Source organism: Rhodanobacter umsongensis, from assembly GCF_042654965.1.
Taxonomy (GTDB): domain Bacteria; phylum Pseudomonadota; class Gammaproteobacteria; order Xanthomonadales; family Rhodanobacteraceae; genus Rhodanobacter; species Rhodanobacter umsongensis.
In genome coordinates this window covers 1-26,570 of the sequence record NZ_JBHSMK010000011.1, presented here as the reverse complement: position 1 = coordinate 26,570, position 26,570 = coordinate 1, and the positions used below count along the sequence as shown (strand labels likewise).

Sequence of the window (26,570 nt, the reverse complement as noted above, 5' to 3'; positions counted from 1 at the left end):
CGCCTGACCGTGCTTCGCCTGCGCACCACCACTGGCCTGAGCATGCTGGCACTGGCGATCGGCATCGCCGGCACCGGCTGGCTGAGCACGCTGACCGGCGACTGGCAGGGGCCGCCCGCGCGCTTTGCGGCGGCGCGGAGCCCGGCGCCGCGCGCCCTGCCCTCGCCGCGGCGCTCGCACGCTTCGGTCCGGGTGGTGCGGACGTCGCGGGTACTGCCGGATCTTGTCGCCGCCCAGGGTGATGCGCAGGCCAGCGAGCCTGCCGCATCGGAACTCGTGCCGCTGGCGATGCCCGGCGATATCTCGCAATCGTGGGAAGAGCTGCGCGGCCATCTGGACGGCCGCGTGTTGCTGCATGTCGGCGTCGATGGCAACGGCCGGGTCAGCACGGCCAGCGTGAGCGAATCCAGCGGCGATCCGGTTCTCGATGCGCACGCCCTGCGCAGCGTGCGCGGCTGGCGCTTCGCGGTGCCGTCGGACCACCCCGACGGTCTCAGCGGCATCTTGCTTATGCGCTTCTCTTCCCAGGGCAATCGCGTCGCGCAACTGCCGTAAGGTGCTGGTCCAGGGGCAGCGCGGCAGGAACAAGGGTTTCGTCTGCCCTGGGCAGCCGGGCTGCTCTTCTCTTTGGACAAGCAGGAAGGGAAGTGCCTCACCCTCCGCGGAAGGGTGCAAGCTCCGCCCCGGAGCTCCGCTTCGAGGCATCGGGCGAGCGAAAGCACTTCAGGCTGCCTGCTTCGACAAAACCCGCAGCGCAAAATCACAGCACGCCCTTGGCCCCTACCCCGAACGCCGTGAACAGCCGCGTGATGATCAGTTTTGGCGACAGCGCCACGTCGGGGAAATCGCCGACCGGTGCGTAGCAGGCGTAGAAGTTCGGGTCGGTGGCGCGCAGCGGCTGGCAGTCGGGCTTGAGATCGAAGCTGGTGGCGTAACGGAACGGCCACAGGTCGAACAACGGCAGGCTTTCAGAGACGGTGCCGATCACCTGGTTGAGATCGCTCAGCACCGGAATCACCGCCCGCCGCGGAGCGATCACCCAGGCATTCTCCGGCTGGGTATCGCGCAGGATGCTGCGACGCAGCTGGTCGGCGAACGTGCGGTCGTAGACGATCACGCCCGCCTCGGTGTTGTAGTGGTCCGAGCGCGGGTCGAAGTTGTGCGAGCCGACCATCGCGAACGCATCATCGATCACGATCGACTTGGCGTGCAGGCCGAAGCGACGGCCTTCGCTAAGCAGCGGCGCCGGCCGGTTGTTGCTGCCGCGGCTGCCGAGCAGGTGAAAGCGCGCCTGCGAGGCGCTGGCCGGGCTGGCGGTTTCCGATGGCAGTTGCAGGGTGTCCGTGCCGAGATTGGCCAGCTGGTTGTCCACCGCGGGACCGGACGCGTGCGGTTTCAGCTCGTGGATCTCGAAGCCGAACTTCTTGAGGTAGCGCTTGCGGTGCTTGTACGACATCGCATACACGGCGAATGCGTCGGTCGAGGCCAGCGAGTTGGTCGACACGATCACCCGCGGCGGCTCCGCGCGCCGGTGCAGTCGCCTGAAGATGCCCTGGGCGCGCTTGCTCATCACCAAGTACGGCGTCTGCAGCAGCACTTCGCGCCTGGCGCCGGCGATCATGCGCATGATGTGGTGGGTGAAATCCAGCGCACGGCGCTTGTCCGGCTTGGTGGTCTTGGCCGGCAGGTCGCTGAAATAGTCGACCTTGCCGGTCTGCAGCGTGGGCTCGACCAGCCACGCCTGCAACCAGGCCGGATCCGCGGCCACCTGTTGCAGGCGGGCCACCCGCAACGGCCGGCGGTAATGCGGCGGTTGCCAGACTGGCGTGGCGGCATCGGACAGGATGCGCTGGTTGACGTCGCGCAGGTGGGTCAGCGGTTCGGTGCGCTTGTGCTGCCAGAACAACTCGAAGCTGGCGGCCATCTGGCGGGCGGCAGGGCCGCCGACCATCACGTCCCGGTCCACGTAATCGAAATCGTCATCCCAGTTGAAGTAGCGGTCCTGGTAATTGCGCCCGCCGGTGATGCCGATGGCGTCGTCCACCAGCATCAGCTTGTTGTGCATGCGCTGGTTGAAATGCATGAAGCAGCACAGCACGCCCGCGGCGAACTCCAGCGGCTGGGTGTGCGCCTTGTGGAAGGTGGGGTTGTACAACCGCACCTGCAGGTTGGCGCTGACCCGCGACAGCCGGTCGAGCAGATCCATGTTGTCCAGCGAGAACAGCTGGTCGGCCAGGATACGCACCTGCACGCCGCGGCGGGCCGCCTGCACGAGTTCGTCCAGCACCAGCTGGCCGGTGTCGTCCTGGTCCCAGATGAAGGTCTGCACGTCGATCGACTGTTGCGCCGCGCGAATCAGGTTGATGCGCGCGGCCAGCGCCGGCTCGCTGTCGTCCAGCAAGGTCACCACGTGCACCGGCTGTTGCGGTGTGGACGCGGCCAGCGCCTGGAGGGCTGCGGCGCGCAGCGGGGAAGGCACGGCGCAATGGTCGGGTCGGGCACAGGTGGTGCTGTGGTCGACGGTAGCGGCGACTACCGTGTCCGCGCGCCGGATCTGCGTGCGGGACAGCGTGCAGCCCTGCAGCAGCAGGGCGCCGAGCAATAGCGGGAGGAGGACGAAACGTCGCGGGAAATGGGGCATGCGTGGATGATACGGAAGATGCATGCGGCATCCGTGACGGCGCCCCGGACAGGCGCCGCTCAAGCGCGCTCGATGGCGGGTGCGGGCGGCCGCGTCACGGCGGCGCCGATCGCGGGAGTGGTTGTCAGGGCGACCAGAACGCATCCAGCCTGGCGTTGCCCGGTTCCAGCGAGCCGTTCAGATGCAGCACGGCCAGCGCCCCCAGCGGCATGCCGCGGAACTCGTCGGAACGGCCTTCGACCAGCAGCGCCACCAGCCGCTCGATGCCCGGGTTGTGGCCGACCAGCATCACGGTGCCGGCGTCGTCATGCTGGTCGAGCAGAGCCAGCAGTTCACCGGGCGAGGCATCGTAGATCTCGCCCAGCATCAGCGGAACCGGTGCGGCGTCGATCGCGGCCAGTGCCAGTCGGGAGGTCTCGTCGGTACGGCGGGTCGCCGAGCACAACACACGCTCGGGCCGCACACCGTGCGCAGCCAGCCAAAGCCCGGCGGCCTGTGCCTCCTGTTCGCCGCGGGCGCTCAGTGGGCGCTGCTGGTCGTCGCCGGTGGTTTCTATCGGAACGGCTTCGGCGTGCCGCAACAGAATGAGTTCTTGCATGGAAGGCTCCGGAGTGGACGCGCGGGCGCGCGATGGCGGCATCAAGAGGGGTCGGTCAGTGCTGGCGCCTGATCCAGCGCAGCAGCGGCTTCCAGTCCTGCTGGTGGTTGCGTACCTGCTCGGACTGGTAATCGAAGATGCCCTTGCCCAACGCGCTCAGCAGCACATAGGCCTGGTTGTCGCGCAACTGCGCGACGACCGGAAATGCCGATTGTTCGGCGAGCTGGGCGATCGCGTCCTGGCTGGCGTTTGTCCACGGCTTGAGCCGGTTGGCGACCAGCGCCACCGGCAGCTTGCCCCGGCGAATGCGGTTGATCGATTGCAGTTCCTCGATGAAACCGAGCGTGGCGTGCAGATCGAACGAGGATGGCAGCACCGGCACCAGCAGCACGTGCGCCTGCTCCAGATAGGGTTCCAGCTCGCGCTCGCCGGAGCCGGCGGCGGTGTCGATCAGCAGTTGCTGGGTGTCTGGCGGCAGTTTCTGCAGCGAGCGGCGACCGCCTTCCAGCGCCAGCACACCGGGGACGTTGTCCGGCCTGAGCGTCGCCCAGCGAAAACTGGACCCTTGCCGGTCGGCGTCGACGATGGCGGTGTGCTGCCCGGCCTGTGCCCACTGCGCGGCGAGCTGTGTCACCAGCGTGCTCTTGCCGCAACCGCCCTTGCTGCTTGCCACCAGCGTCGTAAGCATCGACTCACCCTTGTCGCGGAAGGTGGCCCAAGCCTACACGGCCGCGGATGCCGCGCAAAGCGGCCCGGCGGGAGGCGTCAGCCCGCCTTGTGCGGTTCCCAGCCGGCCGGCGCGTCGACCGGAATGCCGCCATCGCGCAAGGCGGCCAGAAGCAGGCTCATCTCGGTGCCGCCGTTGCGGGCCAGCGAGAGCAGGTGCTGGGCGAGCGCCGGATCCTCCTGCGCCCGCGCCAGCAGCTGGGCGAAGCTCTGCACCTGCCAGATCAGGTTGCGCCGGGCGGCCTTCGCCTCCTGCTGCTGTGCCGGATCGTCGGCCAGCACTTCGCGCAGATGCAGGCCGAGCGAGCGTGCCAGCGGGCTGGAACCCCATTCCAGGGTCTTGCCCAGCTTTACGCAATCGGACTTGATCGAGGCATCCTCGGCAGCGTTCTCGCACAGCTTGGCGATGAGTTGCAGGGTCGGTTGCGGCTGCGTGCTGGCGACGCCGTAAACCAACATGGTCTGCATGCCAACCGCGCCGGCCTTCGCGGCCGGATCGAAGGTATCCGCCGGTGGCGGCAGCACTCCGATCGAGCTGGCCAGCGCCTTCAGGCTGGTGCCGGTGTAGTCGTCGTACAGTTTTGCCGTGGCGGCCTTGCTCAGATCCTCGCGGGCGGCCTCCTGCTTCATGTCGTGGGCGTCGGCGCCCAGCTTGAGCAGCCAGACCGCGGCGTTGTCCGGCGCCTGGGTGAGCAGTTGGTCGAGTGCGGCGGTATTCGGACAGGCGTCGGCCTTGGCGTCGCAATCGGCCAGTCGCACCCAGCTGACGGCGGCATCCGCGCCCTCGGCCTGTGCGGCACGCCCGATCAGCCCGTGGAAGCTGTTGCTGGGCGGCTGGTTGAACAGCGGCCGGGCGAGCAGGGCGGCACCGAGCAGCGGCAGGGCATCGGCCCGTGGCGCGAGCACGCTGACCAGATCGCGTTGAAAAGCCAGCTGGGCGTCGTCGCGCGCCCTTGCCTGCCTGTCCGGTCCGGCGTGACTCCTGTCAGGGACCTTGGCGGCAAATGCCGGCGCGACCAGCAGCCACAGCGCGCAGGTCATGGCGAAACAGCGCAATTCACGCATCATCGATCGAATCCGCAATCAAAGCGTTCAGCATACCTCGCGCAGATTAAGCGCGGCTGATGCGGATGCCGCCGGAACCCGGCAGGTGCCCCAGCTTGTTAGGATGTCCGTTTCGGCGCACGGCCGCGCCCTCACGACCGGAGACGCTCAGTGGATCATTTGTCGACATTTGCCGATGGCGCGCCGTGGTTCGCCGGCTGGGGCACGCTGGCCCTGATCAATGCCGCGCTGGCGCAGGGCAGGAACCGCAGCGGTTTGCTGTGGTTCCTGCTGTCGCTGCTGCTGGGGCCGATCGCCACGCTGCTGCTGGTGCTGCTGCCCAAGGTGCGCAACACGCTGTTTTGAGAAGCACCCTGGCCGGATGGGAACCCTCGCGGCTTACTCGCCCAGCGCCTCGCGCATGAACTCCGGCTGCGCCAGTGCGCCCTTGTGGATCTCGGCGTTGTAGTAGCGGGTGGGGAAGTTCTTGCTCAGCGCGCCGCGCTCGCGGAAGCCGGACAGGTCGCCGCCCTTGCGCGCCATGGTGCAGCTCCACCAGCCGGTCGGGTAGCACGGCTGCGGGAACGGCAGCGTCTTCACCGCGCTGAAGCCGCTGGTGCGCATGGCGGAGCGCATCGACTTGATCAGGTCCAGATGCGCCAGCGGCGATTCGCTCTGCTGCACCAGCAGGCCGCCGTGGCGCAGCGCCTTGTAGCAGCTGGCGTAGAACGCGGCGTTGAACAGGCCTTCGGCGGGGCCGACCGGGTCGGTCGAGTCGACGATGACCAGGTCCAGCGATTCGGGTTCGGCGTCGGCCATGTACTTGATGCCGTCGATGAACAGCAGCTCGGCGCGCGGGTCGTTGTTGGATTCGCACAGTTCGGGGAAATACTGCTCGGCCAGGCGGGTCACGCGCTCGTCGATCTCCACCTGCACCGCGGACTCGACTTCCTCGTGCTTGAGCACCTCGCGCAACGTGCCGCAATCGCCGCCGCCGATGATCACGACGCGCTTGGCGCGCGCGTGGGTGAACAGCGCCGGGTGGGTCATCATCTCGTGGTAGAAGAAGTTGTCGCGGGTGGTCAGCATCACGCAGCCGTCGATCACCATCAGGTTGCCCCAGTCGGTGGTCTTATGGATCTCGATGGTCTGGAACGGGGTCTTCTCCGCGTGCAGCAGTTGTTCGGTGCGGAAACCGATGGAGGATCCGGAAGCCTGGTGGGCTTCGGTGAACCAGCTGGGCTGCGACATGGCGGACGTTCCTGACGAATCGGTGGGAAGGACAAGACCGCCAATTGTAATGGCAACGACGGTGGACGTACCGGCGGTGCCGCCGAACGCATTGCGCATATCGTCACAGGCGCCCATTACAATGACGGTTGGTCATGCCGGCGCAGCGCGTCGGCGGCCGACAAGCCCGATCGGCCCCGCGGCGTGCGAGGCTTCCGGTCGCTCGGGCTCGTGCTCTTCGAGAGCAGCACCGTCAAGGCTCGCCGCTGCGACTGCATCATCCGTTGGTAAAAGGAGCAACGCTGATGGCGAACCATTGGAATACCGACTCTGCCCGTCATACCTACGCCGTGCCGCATTGGAGCGACGGCTATGTGGACGTCAGCGATGCCGGCGACATCGTGATGCGCCCGCGCGGCGCAAACGGCCCGGCTCTCTCGCTGCCGCAGATCGTCGAGCGCGCCCGCGCCGACGGCCTGCGTCTGCCGCTGCTGGTGCGCTTCCCCGACATCCTGGCCGACCGCCTGGCGCGGCTGCAGGACGCGTTCGCCAGAGCGATCGCCGACCATGACTATGCGGGCGGCTATACGGCCATCTATCCGATCAAGGTGAACCAGCAGCGCGGCGTGGTCGGCGAGCTGGTCGCCGCCGGAACACACGGTTTCGGTCTTGAAGCGGGCTCCAAGCCGGAGCTGATGGCGGTGCTGGCGATGGCGCGGCCCGGCTCCATCGTCATCTGCAACGGCTACAAGGATCGCGAATACATCCGCCTTGCGCTGATCGGGCGCAAGCTCGGCTTGCGCGTGCACATCGTGATCGAGAAGCTGTCGGAGCTCGACCATGTGCTCAGCGAGGCGAAGGCGCTCAACGTCGAGCCGCTGCTCGGCGTGCGGGTGCGGCTGGCCTCGATCGGCGCCGGCAAGTGGCAGAACACCGGCGGCGACAAGGGCAAGTTCGGGCTGTCCCCGAGCCAGGTGCTCGGCCTGATCGAACGGCTCGACGCGGCCGGCCTCAAGCACACGCTTAAGCTGCAGCACTTCCACATGGGCTCGCAGATCTCCAACGTGCGCGACATCGCCAACGGCATGCGCGAGGCCACGCGCTATTTTGTCGAACTGACCCGGATGGGGGTGCCGCTGGAGATCGTCGACGTGGGCGGCGGCCTCGGCGTGGACTACGAAGGCACCCGTTCGCGCAGTCACAACTCGATCAACTACTCGATCGAACAGTACGCCGCCACCATCGTGCAGTCGCTGGCCGAGGCAGTGGCTGAAGAAGGCTTGCCTGCACCGCACATCCTCACCGAAGCCGGCCGCGCGATGACCGCGCACCACGCGGTGATGGTGGTCAATGTGACTGAAGTGGAGCCGGTGCCGGCCGGCGCGATCCCGCCGCCCTGCGCGGAAGAACCCGCCGTGCTGCGACGGTTGCGCGAGGCCTGGGACGAACTCGATCGGCGTCCCGCGCTGGAGCTGTTCCACGAAGCCCAGCATCATCTGCAGGAAGGCCAGACGCTGTATGCGCTGGGCCAGCTGGCGCTGGCCGACCGCGCGCGGCTGGACGAGATGTTCTACGCGATCGCCGGCGCCGTGCGTGCGCGCCTGTTGCCGGCCGAGCGTTCGCACCGGCAGGCGCTGGACGAGCTGGACGAGAAGCTGGTCGACAAATACTTCGTCAACTTTTCGGTGTTCGAGTCGATCCCCGACGTATGGGCGATCGGGCAGATCTTCCCGATCGCACCCATCGCCCGGTTGGACGAGCCGCCGACCCGCCGTGGCGTGATCGTCGATCTCACCTGCGATTCGGATGGCCGCATCGACCACTACGTCGATGCCGACGGCGTCGATGTCAGCCTGCCGCTGCATGAGCTCAAGGGCAGCGAGAGCTACCGTCTCGGCATCTTCATGGTGGGCGCCTACCAGGAGACGCTGGGCGACATCCACAATCTGTTCGGCGACACCGATGCGGTCAATGTGCGCGTCGACGGTGATGGCTACACCTTTGCCCATGTGCGCCGTGGCGATACCACCGACCTGATGCTCGATTACGTCGGCTACGACCTGGAGGCGTTGCGGCAGAGTTATCGCGAGCGCATTGCCAGCGCGGGCGTGACCGGCACGGAATCCGGGCAGCTGTACGACGCGCTCAACGACGGGCTGACGGCGTACACCTACCTGGCCGAGGACACCCATTGATTCAAAGCCCCTCTTCCGTTGGGAGGGGTTGGGTTGGGGGTTCGGCCGAAGCGTGGATGCTCCGGCCATGCCGGAGCCCTCATCCGCCGCTTCGCCCACCTTCTCCCGCGGGGAGAGGGGAAAAATCCAGCCCTCTGACTTCTCGAAGGAGCAACGCATGACGAGTCTCAACGGCAAGGTCGCCCTGATCACCGGCGCGGCCAGCGGCCTCGGCAAGGCGATCGCCGAGCTGTACGCGACGCACGGTGCCAGCGTGGCGATCGCCGACATCGACCAGGATGCCGCAGACAAGGTGGCAGCCGGGATCAACGCGGCCGGCGGCAAGGCGATCGGCATCGCGATGGACGTCACCAGCGAGGACGCCGTCAACGCCGGCACCGACAAGGTGGTCGCGACGTTTGGCCATCTGGACGTCCTTGTCTCCAACGCCGGCGTGCAGATCATCAACCCGATCGAGCAGTTCGCCTTCGCCGACTGGAAGAGGATGCTGGCGATCCATCTCGACGGCGGCTTCCTCACCACCAAGGCTGCGCTGAAGCACATGTACAAAGATGACCGTGGCGGCATCGTGATCTACATGGGCTCGGTGCACTCGCATGAGGCGTCGAAGCTGAAGTCGGCGTACGTCGCCGCCAAGCACGGCCTGCTCGGCCTGGCCCGCACGCTGGCCAAGGAAGGCGCGCCGCACAACGTGCGCTCGCATGTGATCTGCCCGGGCTTCGTGCGCACGCCGCTGGTCGAGCGGCAGATTCCCGAGCAGGCGAAGGAGCTCGGCATCACGGCAGACGAAGTGATCAGGAACGTGATGCTGAAGGACACCGTCGACGGCGTATTCACCACCGTCGAGGACATCGCGCAGACCGCGTTGTACCTCGCTACCTTCCCTTCCGCGGCGTTGACCGGTCAGTCGATCGTGGTCAGCCACGGCTGGTTCATGCAGTAAACAGGGCTGGCGGACTCAGTCGCGGTGCACCTGCAAGCCGGCCGCCGACTGGCTGACCGGCATCACCTCGATGCGGTTGATGTTCAGGTGCGGCGGCAGGCTGGCGATCCACCAGATCGTCTCCGCGATGTCGCCGGCGGTAATCGGCCGTGCCCCCGCGTAGAGCTGGTCCGACGCAGCCTGGTCGCCACCCGTGCGCACCAGGGTGAACTCGGTTTCGGCCATGCCCGGTTCCACCGAGGTCACGCGCACGCCGGTGCCGTGCAGATCGCTGCGCAGGTTCTGCGAGAACTGCGTGACGAAGGCCTTGGTGCCACCGTACACGTTGCCGCCGCGGTAGGCGTAGCTGGCCGCGATCGAGCTGATGTTGACGATCGCGCCGCGGCGCTCGATCAACTGCGGCAGCAGCAGGTGGGTCAGCGTCACCAGCGCGGTGACGTTGACGTCGATCATCTGCTTCCACTGGGCCAGATCCGCCTGTTGCGCCGGCGCGGTGCCCAGCGCCAGGCCGGCGTTGTTGACCAGCAGGTCGATGCCCGCGAAGGCCGGCGGCAGGTTCGCGTGCGCGGTGCGCATCGCGGCCTCGTCGCGCACGTCGAATGCCGCCGCATGCACCCGCTCGGCATCGTGCCGCGCCAGCAGCTGCTGCAACCGCTCCATGCGCCGGCCACTGGCGATCACCCGCCAGCTGCCAGCCAGGAAGCGTTCCACGGTGGCCGCGCCAAACCCGGAGGTGGCGCCGGTAATCCAGACTGTCTTGGTGGTCATGCGGGAAAGTTTAGCGGGAGACGACGGTGGCAGGCCTAGCGGCCTTCCTTCAGTGCAATCGCATTTATCCCTGCCGATGCCAGGCGCTGCTTGGTCGATTCCAGTTCGGTCGCCGAACGGAACGGGCCAAGACGCACGCGGTGGTAAGCCTGCCCGCCGATGTTGACCGATTGCACGTTGGCGACAAAGCCTTGCATGGCAAGTTTCGCCTTCAAGGTTTCGGCATCGGCCGCGTTGGGAAACGCGCCGACCTGCAGCAGGTAGCCACTGCCGGTCGCCGGCTGCGGCACGGCGGTGGCCGGGGCGGCGGTGATGTTCTCGCTGACCGCGGCCGGGGCGTTGCTCGGCGGCACAGCTGCCCGCTGGGCGGCAACCTGCTGTTGGGCCTGCAACTGCTCGGCCTGCTGCCTTTGCTGCTGCTCGGCACGCGCCTGCGCGCTGATCTCGGCGTCGGGGATGCGCACTTCCTTCTCGGACAGCACCGAATAGAAATCGAACTGCGGCTTCTTCGGCGCGCTGTCGCCGGCGGCCGGTTCAACGACGCCAGGTTCGCTGCCGCGCTCGGCGGTGGCCTGCGGGTTCGCTTGGGGGCCGCTGGGCTTGTTCATGCTGGTCAGCAGGCTGCCGCGCATCATCACCGCCATCAGGATTGCGCCGGCCACCAGGCCGATGACGGCGTAGCCCCAGCCCGGGAAACCGTTGTTGCCATTGCGCACGGCCTGCCGGCCCTTGCCCTTGCGTGCTGCCATTACATCTTCTCCGGGGCGTTCAGCCCCAACAAAGCCAGGCCATTCTTCAACACTTGCCGGGTCGCCACCACCAGGGCCAGGCGCGCATTGCGCAGCGAAGCGTCCTCGACCAGGAACTGGTGCGAGTTGTAATAGGTATGGAACGCGTTGGCCAGCTCGCGCAGCCACGCGGCGACCAGGTGCGGCTCCAGGTTCGCCGCGGCGGCATCGACCAGTTCCGGATATCTGGAGAGTTCGGTGAGCAGGATCTGCTCATGTTCGTTATCCAGCCGTGCCAGGTTGGCGAGACCGTCGGCCAGGTCGAACGTGAAACCCTTCTCGGGGGCCTGACGCAATACGCTGCAGACGCGGGCATGCGCGTACTGGATGTAGTAGACCGGATTGTCGTTGCTCTGCGAACGCGCCAGGTCGATATCGAACACCAGCTGCGAATCGGACTTGCGAGCGATCAGGAAGTAGCGCGTGGCGTCGCGGCCGACTTCATCGATCAGGTCGCGCAGAGTGACGTAGCTGCCGGCGCGCTTGGAGATCTTCACCTCCTCGCCGCCCTTGATCACCGTGACCATCTGGTGCAGGACATACTCCGGCCAGCCCGGGGGAATGCCGCAATCCAGCGCCTGCAAGCCGGCTTTCACCCGTGCCAGCGAACCGTGATGGTCCGAACCGAGTTCGGTGATCGCGCGCTGGTAGCCGCGCTGCCACTTGCTGCGGTGGTAGGCCACATCGGGCAGGAAGTAAGTGTAGGTGCCGTCGGACTTGCGCATCACGCGGTCCTTGTCGTCACCGAAGTCGGTGGTGCGCAGCCATAGCGCGCCGCCTTCCTCATAGGTGTGGCCGTGCGCGACCAGTTCGCGCACGGTCTCTTCCACCTTGCCCTCGCTGTACAGCGAGGACTCCAGGAAATAGGTGTCGAAGGTAACGCCGAACGCCTGCAGGTCCAGATCCTGTTCGCGGCGCAGGCTGGCCACGGCGAAGTGGCGGATCGCGTCGAGGTCGTCGACATCGCCGGCAGCGGTTACGGTTTTGCCGTCGGCCACCACCGATTCGCGATCGAGATAGGCGCGCGCCACGTCGGCAATGTAGTCGCCGCGGTAGCCGCCCTCCGGCCAGCCACTTTCCTCCGGGGTGATGCCGCGCGCCCGCGCCTGGACCGAAATGGCCAGGTTGGTGATCTGCACGCCGGCGTCGTTGTAGTAGTACTCGCGCCGGACATTCCAGCCGGTGGCATCAAGCAGTCGGCTCAGGCAGTCGCCGATCGCGGCGGCACGGCCATGGCCGACATGCAGTGGGCCGGTCGGGTTGGCCGAGACAAACTCCACGCCGACGGTCTTGCCCGCTCCGCTCTGGTTGCGGCCATAGGCTTCACCCTGCGCCAGGATGCGGCGCACTTCGGCGTGGTACGCGCCAGCGGCCAGATAGAAATTGATGAAGCCGGGGCCGGCGATCTCCACTTTGTCCACCAGGGCGTTGGCGGGCAGCGCCGCCACCAGCTTCTCGGCCAGCTCGCGCGGTTTGGCGTGCGCCTGCCTGGTCAGCAACATCGCCACGTTGCAGGCGAAATCCCCGTGTTCGCGACTGCGTGCGCGCTCGATCACGAAGCCAGGCAGGCTCAGGTCGGCAGGCAGGGTGGCAATGTCTTGCAGGGACTGGATCGCCCGCAGCACCAGTTCGCGCAGCTGTTCTTTCACGGATGGGCTTGGTTTCGTGATGGAACCGGCAATCCTAACAGACCGTCGCGCGAGCGAGAGGCGCCGAGCCCGCGACCCGCGCCGGGGCGGCGGCGCTGGCTTCTACCGCCGGCAGGTTGCGCCGCGCCTTGTGGATAAGTCTGTGGGGAAAGCTTGCCGGCGGGGGGTCTGTTCTGGAGGCTCGCCGCCGCACGCTGGTTCGGCAAGCCAATTAAGTCAAAAATATCAGCGACCTACATAGACAACCTGCGGACGGAGACACGATGCGCCCGGTAGACGCTGTTTTCTCGATTTGTGCATAAGTATCGGCGACTTGGGGATACTTCATGCGCGCGCCAATGTCATCGGCCGGTCACGTGGCGCTGCGACACTGCCGCGGCCTGGACATGACTCCCCTCCATGAAAGGCACCGGAGACGCCGCTCTCTCCACCTCCCAAAATCGGCCCCGCGGCGTGGATCATTTCACGCCGCTTTTTTGTGGCTTCGGCGGGTAGTCAGATCAGGCCACGGGCGGCCATCGACACCGGCTCGCCGAAGCCGATCACCAGATGATCGAGCACCCGCACGCCGACCAGTTGCAGCGCGTCGCGCAGCTCATGGGTGATCGCGCGGTCGGCCGCGCTGGGTTCGGCCACGCCGGAGGGGTGGTTGTGGGCAAAGATCACGGCGCAGGCATTGTGCTGCAGACAGGCCCGTACCACCTCGCGTGGATGCACGTTGGCGCCGTCGACGGTTCCGCGGAACAGTTCCTCGAATGCCAGTACGCGGTGGCGGTTGTCCAGGTACAGGCAGCCGAACACCTCGTACGGCAGGTGGCGCAGCCGCGCGCGCAGGTAATCGCCACTGTCGCGCGGATTGCCCAGGCCGGGTCTTTCCTGCAGCTGTTCGGCCAGGCTGCGCCGGGCCAGTTCCAGCGCGGCGGCGATGCGCGCGCGCTTGGCCGGACCCAGCCCGCCGGCACGGATCTGCTGCTCCGGGCGGCTCAACAGTGCACCGAGACTGCCGGCGTTGGCGAGCAGTTCGCGCCCCAGCGCCAGCGCGTCCTTGCCGCGGCTGCCGCTACCCAGCAGCACCGCCAACAGTTCGGCGTCGGACAGCGCGGCGCTGCCGCGCGCCAACAGTTTTTCACGGGGACGTTCCCCTTCAGGCCAGTCGCGAATGCTCATGCCTGCAAGTTGCCGCACGGCGCCCTCGTCAGGCAGCGGTGCCGAGGAATGAATCCGGTAAGCTACGGCTCTGCCCGATTGTCAGGCCCGTCTTACATGAGTCTTGCCCAACGCCGCATCCTGCTGGGAGTGTCCGGCGGCATCGCCGCCTACAAGTCCTGCGAACTGGTTCGACGTCTGCGCGATCTCGAAGCCGAGGTGCGCGTGGTAATGACCGAGGGCGCCACCCATTTCGTCAGCCCCACCACGTTCCAGGCGCTGTCCGGGCAGAGCGTGCGGGTGAGCCTGTGGGACGCGCAGGCCGAAGCGGCGATGGGGCATATCGAACTGGCGCGCTGGGCCGAGCGCATTCTGGTCGCGCCGGCCAGCGCCGACCTGCTGGCGCGACTGGCGCACGGCCAAGCCGACGACCTGCTGACCACGCTGTGCCTGGCCAGTGCCGCGCCGCTGTATCTGGCACCGGCGATGAACCAGCAGATGTGGGCACACCCCGCGGTGCAGGCGAACATTGCCACCTTGCGCCAGCGGGGCGCGCAGCTGCTGGGGCCGGCGGTGGGTGACCAGGCCTGCGGGGACATCGGCAGCGGCCGCATGCTGGAGCCGCACGAATTGCGCGACGCGCTGGCTGCCTCGTTCGGCAACCAGTCACTGGCCGGCTTGAGGGTGCTGGTCAGTGCGGGGCCGACCTACGAAGACATCGACCCGGTGCGGTTCATCGGCAACCGCAGTTCCGGCCGGATGGGTTTCGCGGTGGCCGAGGCGGCCGCGCAGGCGGGTGCGGAAGTGACCCTGGTGGCTGGACCGGTCAGCCTGGCCACGCCGGCCGGCGTGATGCGACGCGTCGACGTGCGCAGCGCCGCGCAGATGCACGCGGCGGTGATCGGCGCGGCGGTTCATGCGGACATCTACATCGGTGCGGCCGCGGTGGGCGACTATCGCCCGCTCGAGGTGTCCGCGGTGAAACTTAAAAAGCGCGATGGCGACGACCTGACCCTGCGCCTGGGCGAGAATCCGGACATCCTGGCCAGCCTTGCGGCGCAAACCGAGCACCCGTTCCTGGTCGGATTCGCTGCGGAAACGCATGATGTGGCGGACTATGCGCAGGGCAAGCTGCGCCGGAAGGGGCTGGACATGATTGCGGCAAACCAGGTGGGCGGTGGCCTTGGTTTCGAGGCGGCCGACAATGCGTTGACCCTGTACTGGGCCGACGGCGCGGCCGAGCTGGCGCGGGCGGCGAAACCCGAGCTGGCGCGCCAGCTGATCGCCCACGTGGCTGCACGCTACCGGGCGACGCGCGGATGACGATCGATGTCGAGCTGAAGATCCTCGATTCGCGTCTCGGCGACAGCATTCCGCTGCCGCAGGCCGCCACGCCCGGCAGTGCCGGCATGGACCTGCGCGCCGCGCTGGATGCGCCGCTGACCCTGGCGCCGGGCGAAAGCGCCCTGGTGCCCAGCGGTATCGCGATCCACATCGGCGACCCGGGCTGGTGCGCGCTGGTCGTGCCGCGCTCGGGGCTGGGCCACAAGCACGGACTGGTGATGGGCAACCTGGTCGGGGTGATCGATGCCGACTACCAGGGCCCGCTGATGATCTCCTGCTGGAATCGCGGCACGCAGTCGTACACCATCGCGGTGGGCGACCGCATCGCCCAGTTGCTGCTGGTGCCTGTTGCGCAGGCGCGGCTGAACATCGTGTCCGATTTCGCGGCGAGCGAACGCGGCAGCGGCGGCTTCGGTTCGACCGGTATCCAATGACCAGGCGCGGACTCGGCATCCATGGGATGCGCGCGCCAACACAGCCGCGGGGGCGGGTATGGCGATGAACATCGCGAGGGAACGGCTGCGCAATCTGCAGATCGACTGGCGGGCGTTGTTTCCCCTGGCGGGCGCGACCCTCCTGCTCATGCTGGGGCTGTTCTGCGCCTGGCAGACCTGGCTGATCGCCGACGAGAGCAGCGCGATCGCACGGGTTCATGCAGCCCAGGATCAGGCCGTGCAGGCCATGGCCGACGAAGTTGCCGCACAGCGCGGCAAGGTCGAGAAAGTGCTCGCCGGGCTGGACCCGGCCACCTTGATGAGCGATCCGGTGCAGTCCGCGGCAGCGTTGCGCCTGCAATTGCCGCAGGCCAAGAAGCTGGAGTTGTACAGCGGCGACCTGAATGAGGTGCTGAAAGCCAATTATCGCGAGTTCGGTTATGCCAAGGCGGCCCAGTTGATGGCGGCGCAAAGTAGCGAAGGCGTGCCGCTGGCGCAGAGCGTTTCGTACGGCGCCGGTGATCGCCGGCTGAGCCTGGTGATGCCGCTGGGGCCACCGCAGCAGGCCCAGGCGTGGGCATGGGTCGAACTGCCGTTCGCACCGTTGCGGCAGCGTTTCGAGACGATCTCGCCCGCTGGCGGCCGTCTGGACCTGCGCCAGGGCGACGAGCGCGGCAATGTGCAGCTGTTTTCGCACGGCGCCTCTTCGGCGGAAGCCGAGGCGACCAGCAAGCCGGTCGCCGGCAGCGTGTTCAGCGTCGGTGCCGGCCTGCCGAGCGCCTTCATCGTGCTTCCGCGCGTGTGGCCGCTGGCCGCGTTGCTGGCGCTGCTCGGGTTGGGCGCCGGTGGCTATCTGTTGCGGTTGCGCACGCGTCGGGGCGAGCCCCTCGTCGATGAACCCGAGGAGGTACCCCTGCCTGTACGGACCCAGCGCGCCGCGGCAGCGACCAAGCCCCCGATGCCGCCAGCCGTTCCGTCGCAGGCCACGCCGGTCGCCGCGGCGACCGCGGTGGATCCCAGCATCTTCCGCGCCTATGACGTGCGCGGGGTGGTCGGCAAGAGTCTGAACAAGGAGGTGGCGCACGCGCTCGGTCAGTCGATCGGCACGCTGATGGGCGAGAAGGGTCTACGCGAAATCGTGGTGGGTCGCGATGGTCGGTTGTCGGGGCCGGAGCTTGCCGGCGCGCTCGCCGACGGATTGCGCGCGGCCGGCATCGACGTGATCGACATCGGCGCCGTGCCCACGCCGGTGGTCTATTACGCAGCCTATCGTTTCAATACCGGCTGTGGTGTGGCCGTCACCGGCAGCCACAACCCACCGGACTACAACGGCTTCAAGATCGTGGTCGGCGGCGAAACCCTGTCCGAGGGAGCGATCCAGGATCTGTACCAGCGCATTGCCAGCGGCGCGCTAGAGAACGGCGGCGGCGGCGGCCTGCGCCAGGTCGACGTGGCACCCGACTACATCGAGAAGATCGTTTCCGACGTGCTGGCCGAGCGTCGTCTGAAGCTGGTCGTCGACTGCGGCAACGGCATTCCCGGCGCGATCGCGCCGCAGGTGCTGGAGGGCGTCGGTTGCGAAGTGGTTCCGTTGTACTGCGACGTCGACGGCAGTTTCCCCAACCACCACCCGGATCCTTCGGACCCGCACAACCTGGAGGATCTGATCCTGTCGGTGAAGCGGACCGGCGCCGACCTGGGCATCGCCTTCGACGGTGACGGCGACCGCCTGGGCGTGGTGACGCAATCCGGCGAAATCATCTATCCGGATCGTTTGCTGATGCTGTTCGCGCGTGATGTGCTGTCGCGCCAGCCCGGCGCCACCGTGATCTATGACGTCAAGTGCACCAGCCACCTGAAAGGTCAGATCCTCGATGCCGGCGGAAGCCCGCTGATGTGGCGTACCGGTCATTCGCTGATCAAGGCCAAGATGCGCGAGACCGGCGCCGAACTGGCTGGCGAAATGAGCGGGCATTTCTTTTTCAAGGAGCGCTGGTTCGGTTTCGACGACGGTATCTACGCCGCTGCGCGACTGCTGGAAATACTCGCGGGCGACCTGCAGGGGCGCAGCCCGGAGGAGATCTTCGCGACGTTGCCGAGCACGGTGTCCACTCCCGAGCTCAAGATCGAGCTGGACGAGGGCGAGCACTATCGTTTCATGGACAAGCTGCGCCAGCAGGCGAATTTCGACGAAGCCACCCTGATCACCATCGACGGCCTGCGCGCCGACTGGCCGGATGGCTGGGGTCTGGTGCGCGCATCCAATACCACGCCGGTGCTGGTGCTGCGTTTCGAAGCGGACAACGCGGCGGCGCTGAAGCGCATCCAGCAGCTATTCCGCACGCAACTGCTGGCGGTGGACGGCAAGCTCAAGCTGCCGTTCTAGAAACGGTGGGCTTCGACGACATCGAGGTTCATGCCAGGTCCCCTTCTCCCCGTGCGGAGAAGATGTTGCAGGACACTTGAGCGAGCTTGCCGGGTTCGTTGCGCTACGTTCCGAGGGCTGCGCAGCGCAGCCCTCGCGTTGGACGGAAGCTGGAGTGCCTAGCTCACCCCTGCTCCGCCGACTTGTTCTGAGCCGCCTTGAGCTCACGGTAACGCGCCAGTTCCTTGGCTTGCTGTTGCACGGTTTGCTCGTGCAGGCCCTGCTGGCGGTGCAGCGTGTTGCGTAGTTCGGTCACGACGCCGCGTTGCTCGGCAATGCGGTCGGCCAGGTACTTGGGTACCGGTTGCTTGGCATTCTCCAAGTCGGCGGCGCGGCCGAGCAGATCGGTCAGCGCCTTTTCCTGGCTGCGCAGGTTGATCTGCGTGGTGTGGATCTGCTGGTCGATGGTATCCAGCGACTGCTGCTGCGAGATCCGGTAGGACTCTTCATCGGGGTAAGCCGCCAGCATCTGCGCTTCGGCATCGATGATCTGCTGGGCCGCGCGCTGCCTTGCCGCTTGCTCCTCAGCCAGTTTGTTGGCGGCGGCTCGTTCCTGGGCGTTCAACTGGCGCGGCACGTGCTGCACCACCAGGCCGCGGTCGTTGACCAGGTCGTAGCCGAACTTCATGGCATCGGCGGTCAGGCTGTCGCTGAAGTGCATCAGGCCCTGCCCGTCATGCCACTTGTAGCGGATGCTGCCGGTGTTCTGCGCGTGCGCCGTCACGCCTGCAAGCAGCATGAAGGAAGCAACGACAAGCAATGATCTACGCATGAGATTCCCCTTGCCCTCCAGTATAGCCATCGCCATCGTGCTGCCTAGCCGTGCATTCGGGGCAACGATCGCCACCGTGACCGGGTTCGCTGGAGTTTACGCAGCCCATGGTGAACTCAGCGCTGAACCCCGTAGCGTTGACGGTAGGCCAGCAGGCGGGCGTGCTCGGCGGCCAGGGCGGGATGTTCTTCGGCATAGGCCAGCACGTCGTCGAGGCCGGTGATCGCGATGACCGGGATGCCATAATCGGCCGCCACCTCCTGCGCGGCGGAGCGTTCGCCCTGGCCGCGTTCCTGCCGGTCCAGCGCGATCAGCACGCCCGCGGGCGTCGCGCCGTTGGCGCGGATCAGGGCCAGCGACTCGCGCACCGCCGTGCCGGCCGTCATCACGTCATCGACGATCAGCACGCGGCCGGTGAGCGGCGCACCCACCAGCACGCCACCTTCGCCGTGATCCTTGGCCTCCTTGCGGTTGTAAGCCCAAGGAAGATCGCGGTTGTGCTGCTCGGCCAGCGCGATGGCGGTAGCCGCGGCCAACGCGATGCCCTTGTAGGCCGGGCCGAACAGCATGTCGACGGCGATGCCGGAATTCACCACGGCGGCCGCATAGGCGCGGCCGAGGCGGGCCAGCGCGGCGCCGGAATCGATCCGGCCCATGTTGAAGAAATACGGGCTCAGGCGGCCTGATTTCAGCGTGAACTCGCCAAAGCGAAGCACTTCGCGCTGCAGGGTGAGTTCGATGAAGTCGCGCTGGTAATCGTGCACGGGTCGTCTCGCTGAGTGGAATCAGGTGAGCGCAGCAGCAGGAGCCACTGGCCGGAACGAGCGCCATGGTACAGCCGGCCACCGTCGCCGATGCCGGCACGGGCTTTCTGGCGCAGGGGTTTCCGATCGCGCCGGTGCCGGGATGTGCCTCGCAGGTCGGCGGAGCGGCACCGACCTTGCCCCTTCGCGATCGCGGGTGCCGCGGTTGTTATGATCACCCATCACGACTTCAGGACAGTCCATGCGCATCATCAGCCTCAACGCCAACGGCATCCGCTCGGCCGCGACCAAGGGCGTGTTCGACTGGCTGCACAAGCAGAACGCCGACGTGGTCTGCCTGCAGGAGACCAAGGCACAGGAACATCAGCTCGCCGATGCGATGTTCCGACCCGACGGCCACCACTGCTTCTACCGCGACGCCAGCAGCAAGAAGGGCTACAGCGGCGTGGCGATCTACGCGAAGCGCGAGCCCGACCAGGTGCTGACCGAGCTGGGCTGGGACGAGTTCGACAACGAGGGCCGCTACATCGAGGCGCGCTTCGGCAATCTCAGCGTGGTCTCGCTGTACTTCCCGTCCGGCTCCTCCGGCGACGAGCGCCAGCAGTTCAAGTTCAAGGCGATGGAGTGGATCACGCCGATCTTCGACCAGTGGCTGGCCAGCGGCCGCGACTATGTGATCTGCGGCGACTGGAACATCGTGCACACGAAGAACGACATCAAGAACTGGTCGTCCAACCAGAAGAACTCCGGCTGCCTGCCGGAAGAGCGCGCCTGGCTGGACCTGCTGTTCCAGCAGCGCGGCTGGGTCGACAGCTTCCGGGCGATCAAGCCGGAGGCGGTCGAGTACACCTGGTGGTCCAACCGCGGCCAGGCGCGGGCCAACAACGTGGGGTGGCGCATCGACTACCAGGTGTGCACGCCGTCGCTGCGCGGGCGGCTCAAGGATTGCGCGGTCTACCGCGGCGAACGCTTCTCCGACCACGCGCCCTACATCGTCGACTATGCCGACTGAGCCGCTGCCGGTGCGGCCGGCGAAGCCATCGGTATGGCGGGCGTTTGCGCAGCCGGCGGCGTGGACGATGTTCCTGTTCGGCTTCTCCTCGGGGCTGCCGTTTCTGCTGGTGGCCGGCACGCTGGCGTACTGGCTGAAGGAAAACGGCATCGTGCTGAAGGACATCACGATGATCGCCAGCGCCGGCATGGCCTACGCGCTCAAGTTCGTGTGGGCGCCGCTGCTCGATCACTGGCGGATCCCTGGCTTCGCCCTGTTGGGCCAGCGCCGCGGGTGGCTGCTGTTCGCGCAGTTGGGCGTAGTTGCCGGCCTGCTGGCGATGGCTTTGTTGACGCCGACGCTGCTGGTGCCGTTCGTGATCGCCACGCTGTCGGTGGCGTTGTTCGGCGCCACCCAGGACATTGCGGTGGACGCCTATCGCATCGAGATCGCGCCGATCGAGGCACAGGGTGCGTTGGTCGCGACCTACTCGCTGGGCTACCGGATCGGCCTGCTGCTGGCCGGCGCGGTGGCGCTGATCCTGGCCGACCATGTGTCATGGCGGCTGGTATACGCGGCAATGGCGGTGGTGATGGCGGTGCCGGTGGCGGCCACGCTGATGGCGCGCGAGCCGGATGTCTCGCGCAGTCGACCCGCGCGCTGGCGCGACGCGATGCGTGAGAGCGTGATCGATCCGTTCGCCGACTTCTTCCGCCGTTACGGTTGGGTGCTGGCCGGCGTCATCCTGCTGTTCCTGCTGCTGTTCAAGATGCCCGAGCAGGCCACCATCGGCGGCATCATGAGCCCGTTCTACCGCGACATGGGCTTCTCCAAGACCGAAATTGGCGCGGTCACCAAAATCTACGGCATCTGGATCGGTATCGTCGGCGTGTTCATCGGCGGCGCAGCGGTGGCCCGGTGGGGTGCGTGGCGCCCGCTTGGCGTCACCATCGTACTGTGCGGCTGCAGCAACTTGCTGTATCTGCTGCTGATCGCGCATCCGGCCGATCTGGTCGTGCTGACCTTGGTGATTTCGGGCGAGAACCTCACCCTCGGCATGCTGGGTCCGCCGACGGTGGCGTTCCTCTCGTCACTGGTCAACCAGCGGCACACCGCCACCCAATATGCCTTGTTGAGCTCGCTGGTCAATCTGCCGGGCAAGCTGCTGGGATTCTTTGCCGGCGGCATCGCCACGGCGGCCGGCTATGGCGGCTACTTCATCATCACGGTGCTGGCCGTGTTGCCGGCGATGCTGCTTTTCGCCTGTCTGTGGCCGCGCCTGCGCGGCTTCGAGCGCGAGCGCGAACAAGCGGAGGCAGTGGGCTGAAGGCTGCCGTTGACGGCGGCGTGGCGGCGTTCACAGTGCAATTGCCAAGTCATCCACGGAATGGCGCTCGCACCGTCCGGCTTTCGCCGCGGCTATGCAAATATCGGGTGCAGGGGCATATGCAACATGGAGTGACGCTTGTGCCGGACATGATCTTGCAACACGTCGACAACCTGCTGGCCGAACGCGTCAGGGCGATGGCCAGGGATCGGCAATGGTCGATCAACGATGTCCTGCTGCACGCGCTGCGGCATGGCTTGGGCATGTCGGCCGCGCAACAGCTCAGCGAAACCCTGCGCGATCCGCAGGCGCTGATCCAACCGGGTGATCATTGGGAGGCGGCGGAACAAGGCGCGTTCCAGGAGGCGTTGCACGCCCTGGTACAAACCCACCCGACTCAGCTGGCGCCGGAAAGAATCCGATCCGGCGACTCCGGCCCCGGCGCCGAGTAGATCGCTCCCAGCACCCGCGGCCCGCGCGCGCCGGTCACCGCCGGCAGGTTGCCAGGCAGACCGAGCAGGCGCTGCCGCGCCAGCCAGGCAAAAGCGGTCGCTTCCAGAAAATCCGGATCGACGCCATAACGCAACGTACTCACCACCACGCGCGGAGCCAGCAGTTCGCCCAGGCGCCGCATCAACGTGCCGTTGTGCACGCCGCCACCGCAAGCAAGGATCTCTTTCGTCGCCGGTGCGTGTTGGACGATTGCGGCGGTGACGCTGCGGGCGGTCAACTCCAGCAGCGTCGCCTGCACGTCGGCCGGACTCAACGAGGCCAGCTGCGCATGACTGGCCAGCCAGCCCAGGTGGAAGTGTTCGCGGCCGGTGCTCTTCGGTGGCGGCAAGGCGAAATAGGCATCTGCCAGCATCGCGTCAAGCAACAACTGGTCGATGCGGCCGCTCGCCGCGAACGCGCCATCGCGATCGAACGGTTCGCCACAGTGACGTTGGCACCAGGCATCGAGCAGGCCATTGGCCGGGCCGGTGTCGAAGCCGCGCACGCTGCCGTCGCCGCCGAGCAGCGTGACATTGGCAATGCCGCCGAGGTTGAGCACCGCGCGCGCAACGCCGGTCCGCCCCAGCAGCATCGCGTGCAGGGCCGGCAGCAGCGGTGCGCCTTGCCCTCCTGCGGCGATGTCGGCGCGGCGGAAATCCGCCACCACATCGATGCCGCAACGCTCGGCGATGACGCTGGGATCGCCCAACTGCAGCGTGAACGGATAGTCGCCGTTTGGACGATGGCGCAAAGTCTGGCCGTGCGAACCGATCGCTCGCACATCATGCGCCGCCGTACTGCCTTGTTCGAGCAGCTGCAGGGCGGCGTCGGCGAAGGAGTGCCCGATTTCGACGTCCAGACGTCCAAACGCATCCACGTCGAGCATGCCCTCCCCCTGGGCCAGCGCAAGCACCCGATCACGCAGGGTCGATGGCCACGGATGGGCGTGGCTGGCCAACAGCTGGGGCGCCCCGCCACCGAAGCGGACAAGCACCGCATCGATGCCGTCCGCGCTGGTGCCGGAGATCAGCCCGAGGTAGAGCGCCGAGGCGTCATTCACGCGTGCGTCGCACTCAGTTGTCGTTGTTGGTGGGGGCGCTCGTACGGGCCAGCTTGATGCGCACATCCAGCTCGGTCAGGCGCGCGAGCTGGGGTTTCACCACCTGCGCCTTGAAGCGGGCCAGTTGCGCCGTTGGCAGGGGCTGTGGTTGCGGCAACGTCACCGTTTGCGGATTGCGCTGGGCGCCGTTGACGCGGAACTCGTAATGCAGATGCGGGCCGGTGGCCAGACCGGTCATGCCGACGTAGCCGATGACCTCACCTTGCCGCACGTGCTCGCCGACATGCTGGCCTTTCACGAAGCGCGACATATGGCCGTAGGCGGTGCTGATCGTGTTGTTGTGCTGGATCACCACGAAGTTGCCGTAGCCGTGCTCCCAGCCGTGGTACTTGATCACGCCATCGCCAGCGGCATGGATCGGCGTGCCGCTGGGAGCCGCGTAGTCCACACCTTTGTGCGCGCGCATGCGGCCCAGGATCGGGTGCAGGCGCGCCACGCTGAAGGTCGAGGAGATCCGTGTGAAGTCGACCGGGATGCGCAGGAAGGATTTCTGGATGGGCCGGCCGTCCTCGCTGAACCAGCCATAGTCGCCATCGGCCTTCTTGAAACGATAGGCGGTATAGCGCTTGCCCTGATTGATGAACTCGGCAGCAAGGATGTCGCCTTCGCCGTAGCGCATGCCATCGCGGTAGATGTCGTTGTAGATCACGGTGAAGCTGTCGCCGAGCCGCAGATCCTGCACGAAATCGACGTCGTACTTGAACAGGTCGGCCAGCTTGCCGACCATCGCCGCGTCCATGCCGGCCTGGTCGCCGGCGGCATAGAGGCTGCTGCGGATGACGCCATGCGCCACCTGTTCGCGCAGGTCCATGTCGCGCTGCTGGAACGAAACGGTGGGCTGCGCGCCGTCGAAGCGAACGATCGCTCGACTGGCCTGGTCCTGATCGAAGCGGAAGCCGTTGAGGCTGCCGTCGCTGCCGATCAGGAAATCGAACTCCTGGCCGGGGCGGATGTTGTGCAGGGCGGACTTCGCGCTGCCGGCTGCGTCCATCACCTTCTGCAGGTCGGCCATGCCGAGGCCGCGGGCGTTGAAGATATCCGACAACGTCTGCCCGGGCCGTACGCGCACTACCTGCCAGTCGTCCACGGCCGCGGTGGCGCTGATTGGCGCCATCTTGGGGAGCGCCAGCGGCAACAGGGAATGCACTTCAGCAGCGGGGGCGGGACGCATGGCGCTGGCCCACGCTGGCATGATGAAGCCGGAAAGCAGGGTGATCAGCAGCGCGGTAGCTGCGAGAACGAAATGTTCGCGGTGCCAGCGGATGGGCTCGATCTCGCCCGACCGATTGAACGACCAGTGCGAGCAGCGCTCATAGAAATGGGAGTGACGCCGTTGGGCCTTGCGACAGATCGCCAGCTTGCGGCCGTGCCGCGCGCCTTGCTTTTCTTCAGCCATGCTATGAACGCCCTGCGGTACAAAGTAACAAACTGCGCGTACCATAGCGGCCATGTGCAAATGGCGTCAACGCCTTTTCCATCAAGGGTTTGCACGACATTCCTGGTTAACACACAATTAACGGCGACAGCACGGCCGGGGCTCCGGCTGGCTGCGGCCATCTGCGACTTTTGAGAGGAATGCATGAGCGAGCTCAAGCAGGCGCTGACCACGATTGAGCGTGGCGCCGACGAAATCATCAAGCGGGAAGATCTGGCCGAGCGGCTGAAAAGCGGGCGCCCCCTGCGGATCAAGGCCGGCTTCGATCCGACAGCGCCCGATCTGCATCTGGGCCATACCGTCCTGTTGAACAAGATGCGGCAGTTCCAGGATCTGGGGCATCAGGTGATCTTCCTGATCGGCGATTTCACCGGGATGATCGGCGACCCCACGGGCAAGAATGTGACCCGCAAGCCGCTCACCCGCGCGGACGTGCTGGCCAATGCGGAAACCTATGCCGAGCAGGTCTACAAGGTGCTCGATCGCGAGAAGACGGAGCTGCGCTTCAACTCCGAATGGTTTGGCCAGATGTCCGCCGCCGACATGATCAAGCTCGCCGCGCAGCACACGGTCGCGCGCATGCTCGAGCGCGATGACTTCACGAAACGCTATGCCGCGAAGCAGCCAATCGCGATCCACGAGTTTCTGTATCCGCTGGTGCAGGGCTACGATTCGGTGGCATTGAAAGCTGACGTGGAGCTCGGTGGCACCGACCAGAAGTTCAACCTGCTGATGGGCCGCGCGCTGCAGGAACACCACGGCCAGCCGCCGCAGATCGTGTTGACGATGCCGTTGCTGGAAGGGTTGGACGGCGTCAACAAGATGTCCAAGTCGCTGGGCAACTACATCGGCATCAACGAGCCGGCAATCGATATCGTCACCAAGACGATGAAGATCGGCGACGAGCTGATGTGGCGCTGGTTCGAGCTGCTCAGTTTCGACGTGTCGCTGGACGAGTTGGCAAAGATGAAGATGGACATCGCCAGTGGCGCGCTCAATCCACGCGATGCCAAGCTGCGTCTCGCACGCGAACTCGCTGCACGCTTCCATGGCGTGCCGGCTGCCGAGCTTGCAATCGCCGGCTGGCACGCGGTCGTGCGCGGCGAAGGAGACACCTCGCTCTTGCCGCAGGTCGATATCACCGTACCGGCGGAAGGCGTGCGTATCGCAGCCCTGCTCAGCGCAGCCGGTTTGACTGCCAGCAATTCCGAGGCCAGTCGCAAGTTGAAGGAACGCGCCGTACGTGTCGACGCCGAAGTCGTGGAGGATGCACAGCGCGTCTTCAGTGCCGGCTTCGAGGGAGTGGTGCAGGTGGGCAAGCGCAACTTTGCCCGCGTGAGGCTCGTGCTCGCCTGATTCGAGCGCCATTGCCGTCCGGAGCAGGGTGGGCGCATGGATAGCCGAAAAAATAAAATTGCTCGCCAGCACAGCGCCTTGCGAAGATTTCATGAATTTCTTCAAAAGAAACGCTTGCCAAATAAAGCTCAGGCCGTACTATTCGCGGCCCGCAGTCGCCCAACGTCGCAAGACGGACTGACGGGACCCCTCGAAGAAGCTGCAACGAGGGTGTTGACGGTCTAAAAAAGCGATGTAGAATGGGCGGCTCACCGGGGACGAAATGTTCTCGTGGCGATCGAGAAATCGGTGGCAAGTGATTGATCTTTGACAGTGTGCGCAGGTGAATTGTGTGGACGTCTTGTGCTGGAGGGTTACGACCTGTCCAAGCAATGCAAGCGTC

General features: G+C 66.4%; 24 protein-coding genes. 11 read left to right on the top strand and 13 right to left on the bottom strand.

All coding sequences use genetic code 11. The features are described 5' to 3' along the window. Window positions 1–9: 9 nt before the first annotated feature. The gene (locus ACFPME_RS16895) at window positions 10–555 is read left to right on the top strand and encodes an energy transducer TonB (protein WP_377306858.1); all 546 of its coding nucleotides are present in this window, start codon (window positions 10–12) and stop codon (window positions 553–555) included. Between the two features lie 205 nt (window positions 556–760). Here ACFPME_RS16895 and ACFPME_RS16890 read toward each other — a convergent pair whose 3' ends face one another. The 4 genes from ACFPME_RS16890 to ACFPME_RS16875 all read right to left on the bottom strand — a co-directional run bounded on the left by ACFPME_RS16890 (window position 761) and on the right by ACFPME_RS16875 (window position 5,033). Beyond that, window positions 761–2,665 (bottom strand): phospholipase D-like domain-containing protein, encoded by a 1,905-nt coding sequence (locus ACFPME_RS16890; RefSeq protein WP_377306857.1) that lies wholly within the window; start codon window positions 2,663–2,665, stop codon window positions 761–763. A gap of 100 nt (window positions 2,666–2,765) precedes the next feature. Continuing rightward, the gene (locus tag ACFPME_RS16885; RefSeq protein ID WP_377306856.1) at window positions 2,766–3,239 is read right to left on the bottom strand and encodes a SixA phosphatase family protein; all 474 of its coding nucleotides are present in this window, start codon (window positions 3,237–3,239) and stop codon (window positions 2,766–2,768) included. A gap of 55 nt (window positions 3,240–3,294) precedes the next feature. Beyond that, window positions 3,295–3,927: a nucleotide-binding protein gene (locus tag ACFPME_RS16880; protein WP_377306855.1), complete on the bottom strand. Its 633-nt coding sequence runs from the start codon at window positions 3,925–3,927 to the stop codon at window positions 3,295–3,297. 77 nt (window positions 3,928–4,004) lie between these two features. After that, window positions 4,005–5,033: a hypothetical protein gene (locus tag ACFPME_RS16875; protein WP_377306854.1), complete on the bottom strand. Its 1,029-nt coding sequence runs from the start codon at window positions 5,031–5,033 to the stop codon at window positions 4,005–4,007. A gap of 147 nt (window positions 5,034–5,180) precedes the next feature. Between ACFPME_RS16875 and ACFPME_RS16870 the strand changes: the two genes are divergently transcribed. Beyond that, the gene (locus tag ACFPME_RS16870) at window positions 5,181–5,375 is read left to right on the top strand and encodes an antitermination protein NusB (protein ID WP_113728510.1); all 195 of its coding nucleotides are present in this window, start codon (window positions 5,181–5,183) and stop codon (window positions 5,373–5,375) included. Window positions 5,376–5,408: 33 nt separating this feature from the next. Here the strand turns inward: ACFPME_RS16870 and speE are convergent, their stop codons facing one another. Further along, the gene (gene speE / locus ACFPME_RS16865; RefSeq protein WP_377306853.1) at window positions 5,409–6,260 is read right to left on the bottom strand and encodes a polyamine aminopropyltransferase; all 852 of its coding nucleotides are present in this window, start codon (window positions 6,258–6,260) and stop codon (window positions 5,409–5,411) included. 284 nt (window positions 6,261–6,544) lie between these two features. On the opposite strand from speE, the gene speA reads away from it, so the two are divergent. Continuing rightward, window positions 6,545–8,434 (top strand): biosynthetic arginine decarboxylase, encoded by a 1,890-nt coding sequence (speA, locus tag ACFPME_RS16860; protein WP_377306852.1) that lies wholly within the window; start codon window positions 6,545–6,547, stop codon window positions 8,432–8,434. 157 nt (window positions 8,435–8,591) lie between these two features. Continuing rightward, window positions 8,592–9,377 carry a 3-hydroxybutyrate dehydrogenase gene (locus tag ACFPME_RS16855; RefSeq protein WP_377306851.1) on the top strand — a complete coding sequence of 262 codons (786 nt, stop codon included), beginning with the start codon at window positions 8,592–8,594 and terminating at the stop codon, window positions 9,375–9,377. Window positions 9,378–9,392: 15 nt separating this feature from the next. On the opposite strand, the gene ACFPME_RS16850 is transcribed toward ACFPME_RS16855, so the two are convergent. From ACFPME_RS16850 to radC, 4 genes are all read right to left on the bottom strand, one after another. After that, window positions 9,393–10,145 (bottom strand): SDR family NAD(P)-dependent oxidoreductase, encoded by a 753-nt coding sequence (locus ACFPME_RS16850; RefSeq protein WP_377306850.1) that lies wholly within the window; start codon window positions 10,143–10,145, stop codon window positions 9,393–9,395. Between the two features lie 35 nt (window positions 10,146–10,180). Beyond that, window positions 10,181–10,894: an SPOR domain-containing protein gene (locus tag ACFPME_RS16845; RefSeq protein WP_377306848.1), complete on the bottom strand. Its 714-nt coding sequence runs from the start codon at window positions 10,892–10,894 to the stop codon at window positions 10,181–10,183. Continuing rightward, window positions 10,894–12,582, bottom strand: coding sequence for an arginine--tRNA ligase (gene argS / locus ACFPME_RS16840; RefSeq protein ID WP_377306847.1), 1,689 nt, complete (start codon window positions 12,580–12,582; stop codon window positions 10,894–10,896). Before argS ends, ACFPME_RS16845 begins: the two co-directional genes overlap by 1 nt. Window positions 12,583–13,077: 495 nt before the next feature. Next, window positions 13,078–13,749: a RadC family protein gene (gene radC, locus ACFPME_RS16835; protein WP_377306846.1), complete on the bottom strand. Its 672-nt coding sequence runs from the start codon at window positions 13,747–13,749 to the stop codon at window positions 13,078–13,080. Window positions 13,750–13,845: 96 nt separating this feature from the next. Between radC and coaBC the strand changes: the two genes are divergently transcribed. Genes coaBC through ACFPME_RS16820 form a run of 3 tightly spaced genes read left to right on the top strand, consistent with a single transcriptional unit; the run spans window position 13,846 to window position 17,892 of the window. After that, complete coding sequence (gene coaBC, locus ACFPME_RS16830) at window positions 13,846–15,051, top strand: bifunctional phosphopantothenoylcysteine decarboxylase/phosphopantothenate--cysteine ligase CoaBC (RefSeq protein ID WP_377306845.1); 1,206 nt, start codon at window positions 13,846–13,848, stop codon at window positions 15,049–15,051. Continuing rightward, window positions 15,048–15,506, top strand: coding sequence for a dUTP diphosphatase (gene dut, locus ACFPME_RS16825; RefSeq protein ID WP_377306844.1), 459 nt, complete (start codon window positions 15,048–15,050; stop codon window positions 15,504–15,506). The genes coaBC and dut overlap by 4 nt, the downstream gene beginning before the upstream one ends. A 58-nt stretch (window positions 15,507–15,564) precedes the next feature. After that, a complete protein-coding gene (locus ACFPME_RS16820; RefSeq protein WP_377306843.1) occupies window positions 15,565–17,892 on the top strand; it encodes a phosphomannomutase/phosphoglucomutase in 2,328 nt (775 codons plus the stop codon). A 163-nt stretch (window positions 17,893–18,055) separates the two neighbouring features. On the opposite strand, the gene ACFPME_RS16815 is transcribed toward ACFPME_RS16820, so the two are convergent. Together ACFPME_RS16815 and pyrE are read right to left on the bottom strand one after the other, a co-directional pair. After that, window positions 18,056–18,703, bottom strand: a complete 648-nt coding sequence (locus ACFPME_RS16815) for a DUF4124 domain-containing protein (protein WP_377306842.1) — start codon at window positions 18,701–18,703, stop codon at window positions 18,056–18,058. A gap of 116 nt (window positions 18,704–18,819) precedes the next feature. Next, the gene (gene pyrE / locus ACFPME_RS16810; RefSeq protein WP_377306840.1) at window positions 18,820–19,467 is read right to left on the bottom strand and encodes an orotate phosphoribosyltransferase; all 648 of its coding nucleotides are present in this window, start codon (window positions 19,465–19,467) and stop codon (window positions 18,820–18,822) included. A gap of 241 nt (window positions 19,468–19,708) precedes the next feature. Between pyrE and ACFPME_RS16805 the strand changes: the two genes are divergently transcribed. From ACFPME_RS16805 to ACFPME_RS16795, 3 genes are all read left to right on the top strand, one after another. Next, the gene (locus tag ACFPME_RS16805; RefSeq protein ID WP_377306839.1) at window positions 19,709–20,479 is read left to right on the top strand and encodes an exodeoxyribonuclease III; all 771 of its coding nucleotides are present in this window, start codon (window positions 19,709–19,711) and stop codon (window positions 20,477–20,479) included. After that, window positions 20,469–21,785, top strand: coding sequence for an AmpG family muropeptide MFS transporter (locus tag ACFPME_RS16800; RefSeq protein WP_377306838.1), 1,317 nt, complete (start codon window positions 20,469–20,471; stop codon window positions 21,783–21,785). Before ACFPME_RS16805 ends, ACFPME_RS16800 begins: the two co-directional genes overlap by 11 nt. Window positions 21,786–21,934: 149 nt before the next feature. Beyond that, complete coding sequence (locus ACFPME_RS16795) at window positions 21,935–22,237, top strand: hypothetical protein (protein ID WP_377306837.1); 303 nt, start codon at window positions 21,935–21,937, stop codon at window positions 22,235–22,237. Here ACFPME_RS16795 and ACFPME_RS16790 read toward each other — a convergent pair. Beyond that, a complete protein-coding gene (locus ACFPME_RS16790) occupies window positions 22,183–23,337 on the bottom strand; it encodes an anhydro-N-acetylmuramic acid kinase (RefSeq protein ID WP_377306836.1) in 1,155 nt (384 codons plus the stop codon). The two genes, ACFPME_RS16795 and ACFPME_RS16790, sit on opposite strands and share 55 nt — an antisense overlap. A 13-nt stretch (window positions 23,338–23,350) precedes the next feature. Beyond that, the gene (locus tag ACFPME_RS16785) at window positions 23,351–24,793 is read right to left on the bottom strand and encodes an OapA family protein (protein WP_377306835.1); all 1,443 of its coding nucleotides are present in this window, start codon (window positions 24,791–24,793) and stop codon (window positions 23,351–23,353) included. 183 nt (window positions 24,794–24,976) lie between these two features. Between ACFPME_RS16785 and tyrS the strand changes: the two genes are divergently transcribed. Beyond that, a complete protein-coding gene (gene tyrS, locus ACFPME_RS16780) occupies window positions 24,977–26,188 on the top strand; it encodes a tyrosine--tRNA ligase (protein WP_377306833.1) in 1,212 nt (403 codons plus the stop codon). Window positions 26,189–26,570 lie beyond the last annotated feature (382 nt).

Bases quoted from the DNA above. Each gene is read 5' to 3' on its own strand.
- speA (WP_377306852.1), top strand. From the start codon at position 6,545: ATGGCGAACCATTGGAATACCGACTCTGCCCGTCATACCTACGCCGTG.
- ACFPME_RS16890 (WP_377306857.1), bottom strand. From the start codon at position 2,665: ATGCATCTTCCGTATCATCCACGCATGCCCCATTTCCCGCGACGTTTC.
- ACFPME_RS16845 (WP_377306848.1), bottom strand. From the start codon at position 10,894: ATGGCAGCACGCAAGGGCAAGGGCCGGCAGGCCGTGCGCAATGGCAAC.
- ACFPME_RS16855 (WP_377306851.1), top strand. From the start codon at position 8,592: ATGACGAGTCTCAACGGCAAGGTCGCCCTGATCACCGGCGCGGCCAGC.
- ACFPME_RS16820 (WP_377306843.1), top strand. From the start codon at position 15,565: ATGGCGATGAACATCGCGAGGGAACGGCTGCGCAATCTGCAGATCGAC.
- ACFPME_RS16875 (WP_377306854.1), bottom strand. From the start codon at position 5,033: ATGATGCGTGAATTGCGCTGTTTCGCCATGACCTGCGCGCTGTGGCTG.
- coaBC (WP_377306845.1), top strand. From the start codon at position 13,846: ATGAGTCTTGCCCAACGCCGCATCCTGCTGGGAGTGTCCGGCGGCATC.
- ACFPME_RS16800 (WP_377306838.1), top strand. From the start codon at position 20,469: ATGCCGACTGAGCCGCTGCCGGTGCGGCCGGCGAAGCCATCGGTATGG.
- ACFPME_RS16815 (WP_377306842.1), bottom strand. From the start codon at position 18,703: ATGCGTAGATCATTGCTTGTCGTTGCTTCCTTCATGCTGCTTGCAGGC.
- ACFPME_RS16795 (WP_377306837.1), top strand. From the start codon at position 21,935: ATGATCTTGCAACACGTCGACAACCTGCTGGCCGAACGCGTCAGGGCG.
- speE (WP_377306853.1), bottom strand. From the start codon at position 6,260: ATGTCGCAGCCCAGCTGGTTCACCGAAGCCCACCAGGCTTCCGGATCC.
- ACFPME_RS16885 (WP_377306856.1), bottom strand. From the start codon at position 3,239: ATGCAAGAACTCATTCTGTTGCGGCACGCCGAAGCCGTTCCGATAGAA.
- tyrS (WP_377306833.1), top strand. From the start codon at position 24,977: ATGAGCGAGCTCAAGCAGGCGCTGACCACGATTGAGCGTGGCGCCGAC.
- ACFPME_RS16785 (WP_377306835.1), bottom strand. From the start codon at position 24,793: ATGGCTGAAGAAAAGCAAGGCGCGCGGCACGGCCGCAAGCTGGCGATC.
- ACFPME_RS16805 (WP_377306839.1), top strand. From the start codon at position 19,709: ATGCGCATCATCAGCCTCAACGCCAACGGCATCCGCTCGGCCGCGACC.
- dut (WP_377306844.1), top strand. From the start codon at position 15,048: ATGACGATCGATGTCGAGCTGAAGATCCTCGATTCGCGTCTCGGCGAC.
- ACFPME_RS16880 (WP_377306855.1), bottom strand. From the start codon at position 3,927: ATGCTTACGACGCTGGTGGCAAGCAGCAAGGGCGGTTGCGGCAAGAGC.
- radC (WP_377306846.1), bottom strand. From the start codon at position 13,749: ATGAGCATTCGCGACTGGCCTGAAGGGGAACGTCCCCGTGAAAAACTG.
- ACFPME_RS16850 (WP_377306850.1), bottom strand. From the start codon at position 10,145: ATGACCACCAAGACAGTCTGGATTACCGGCGCCACCTCCGGGTTTGGC.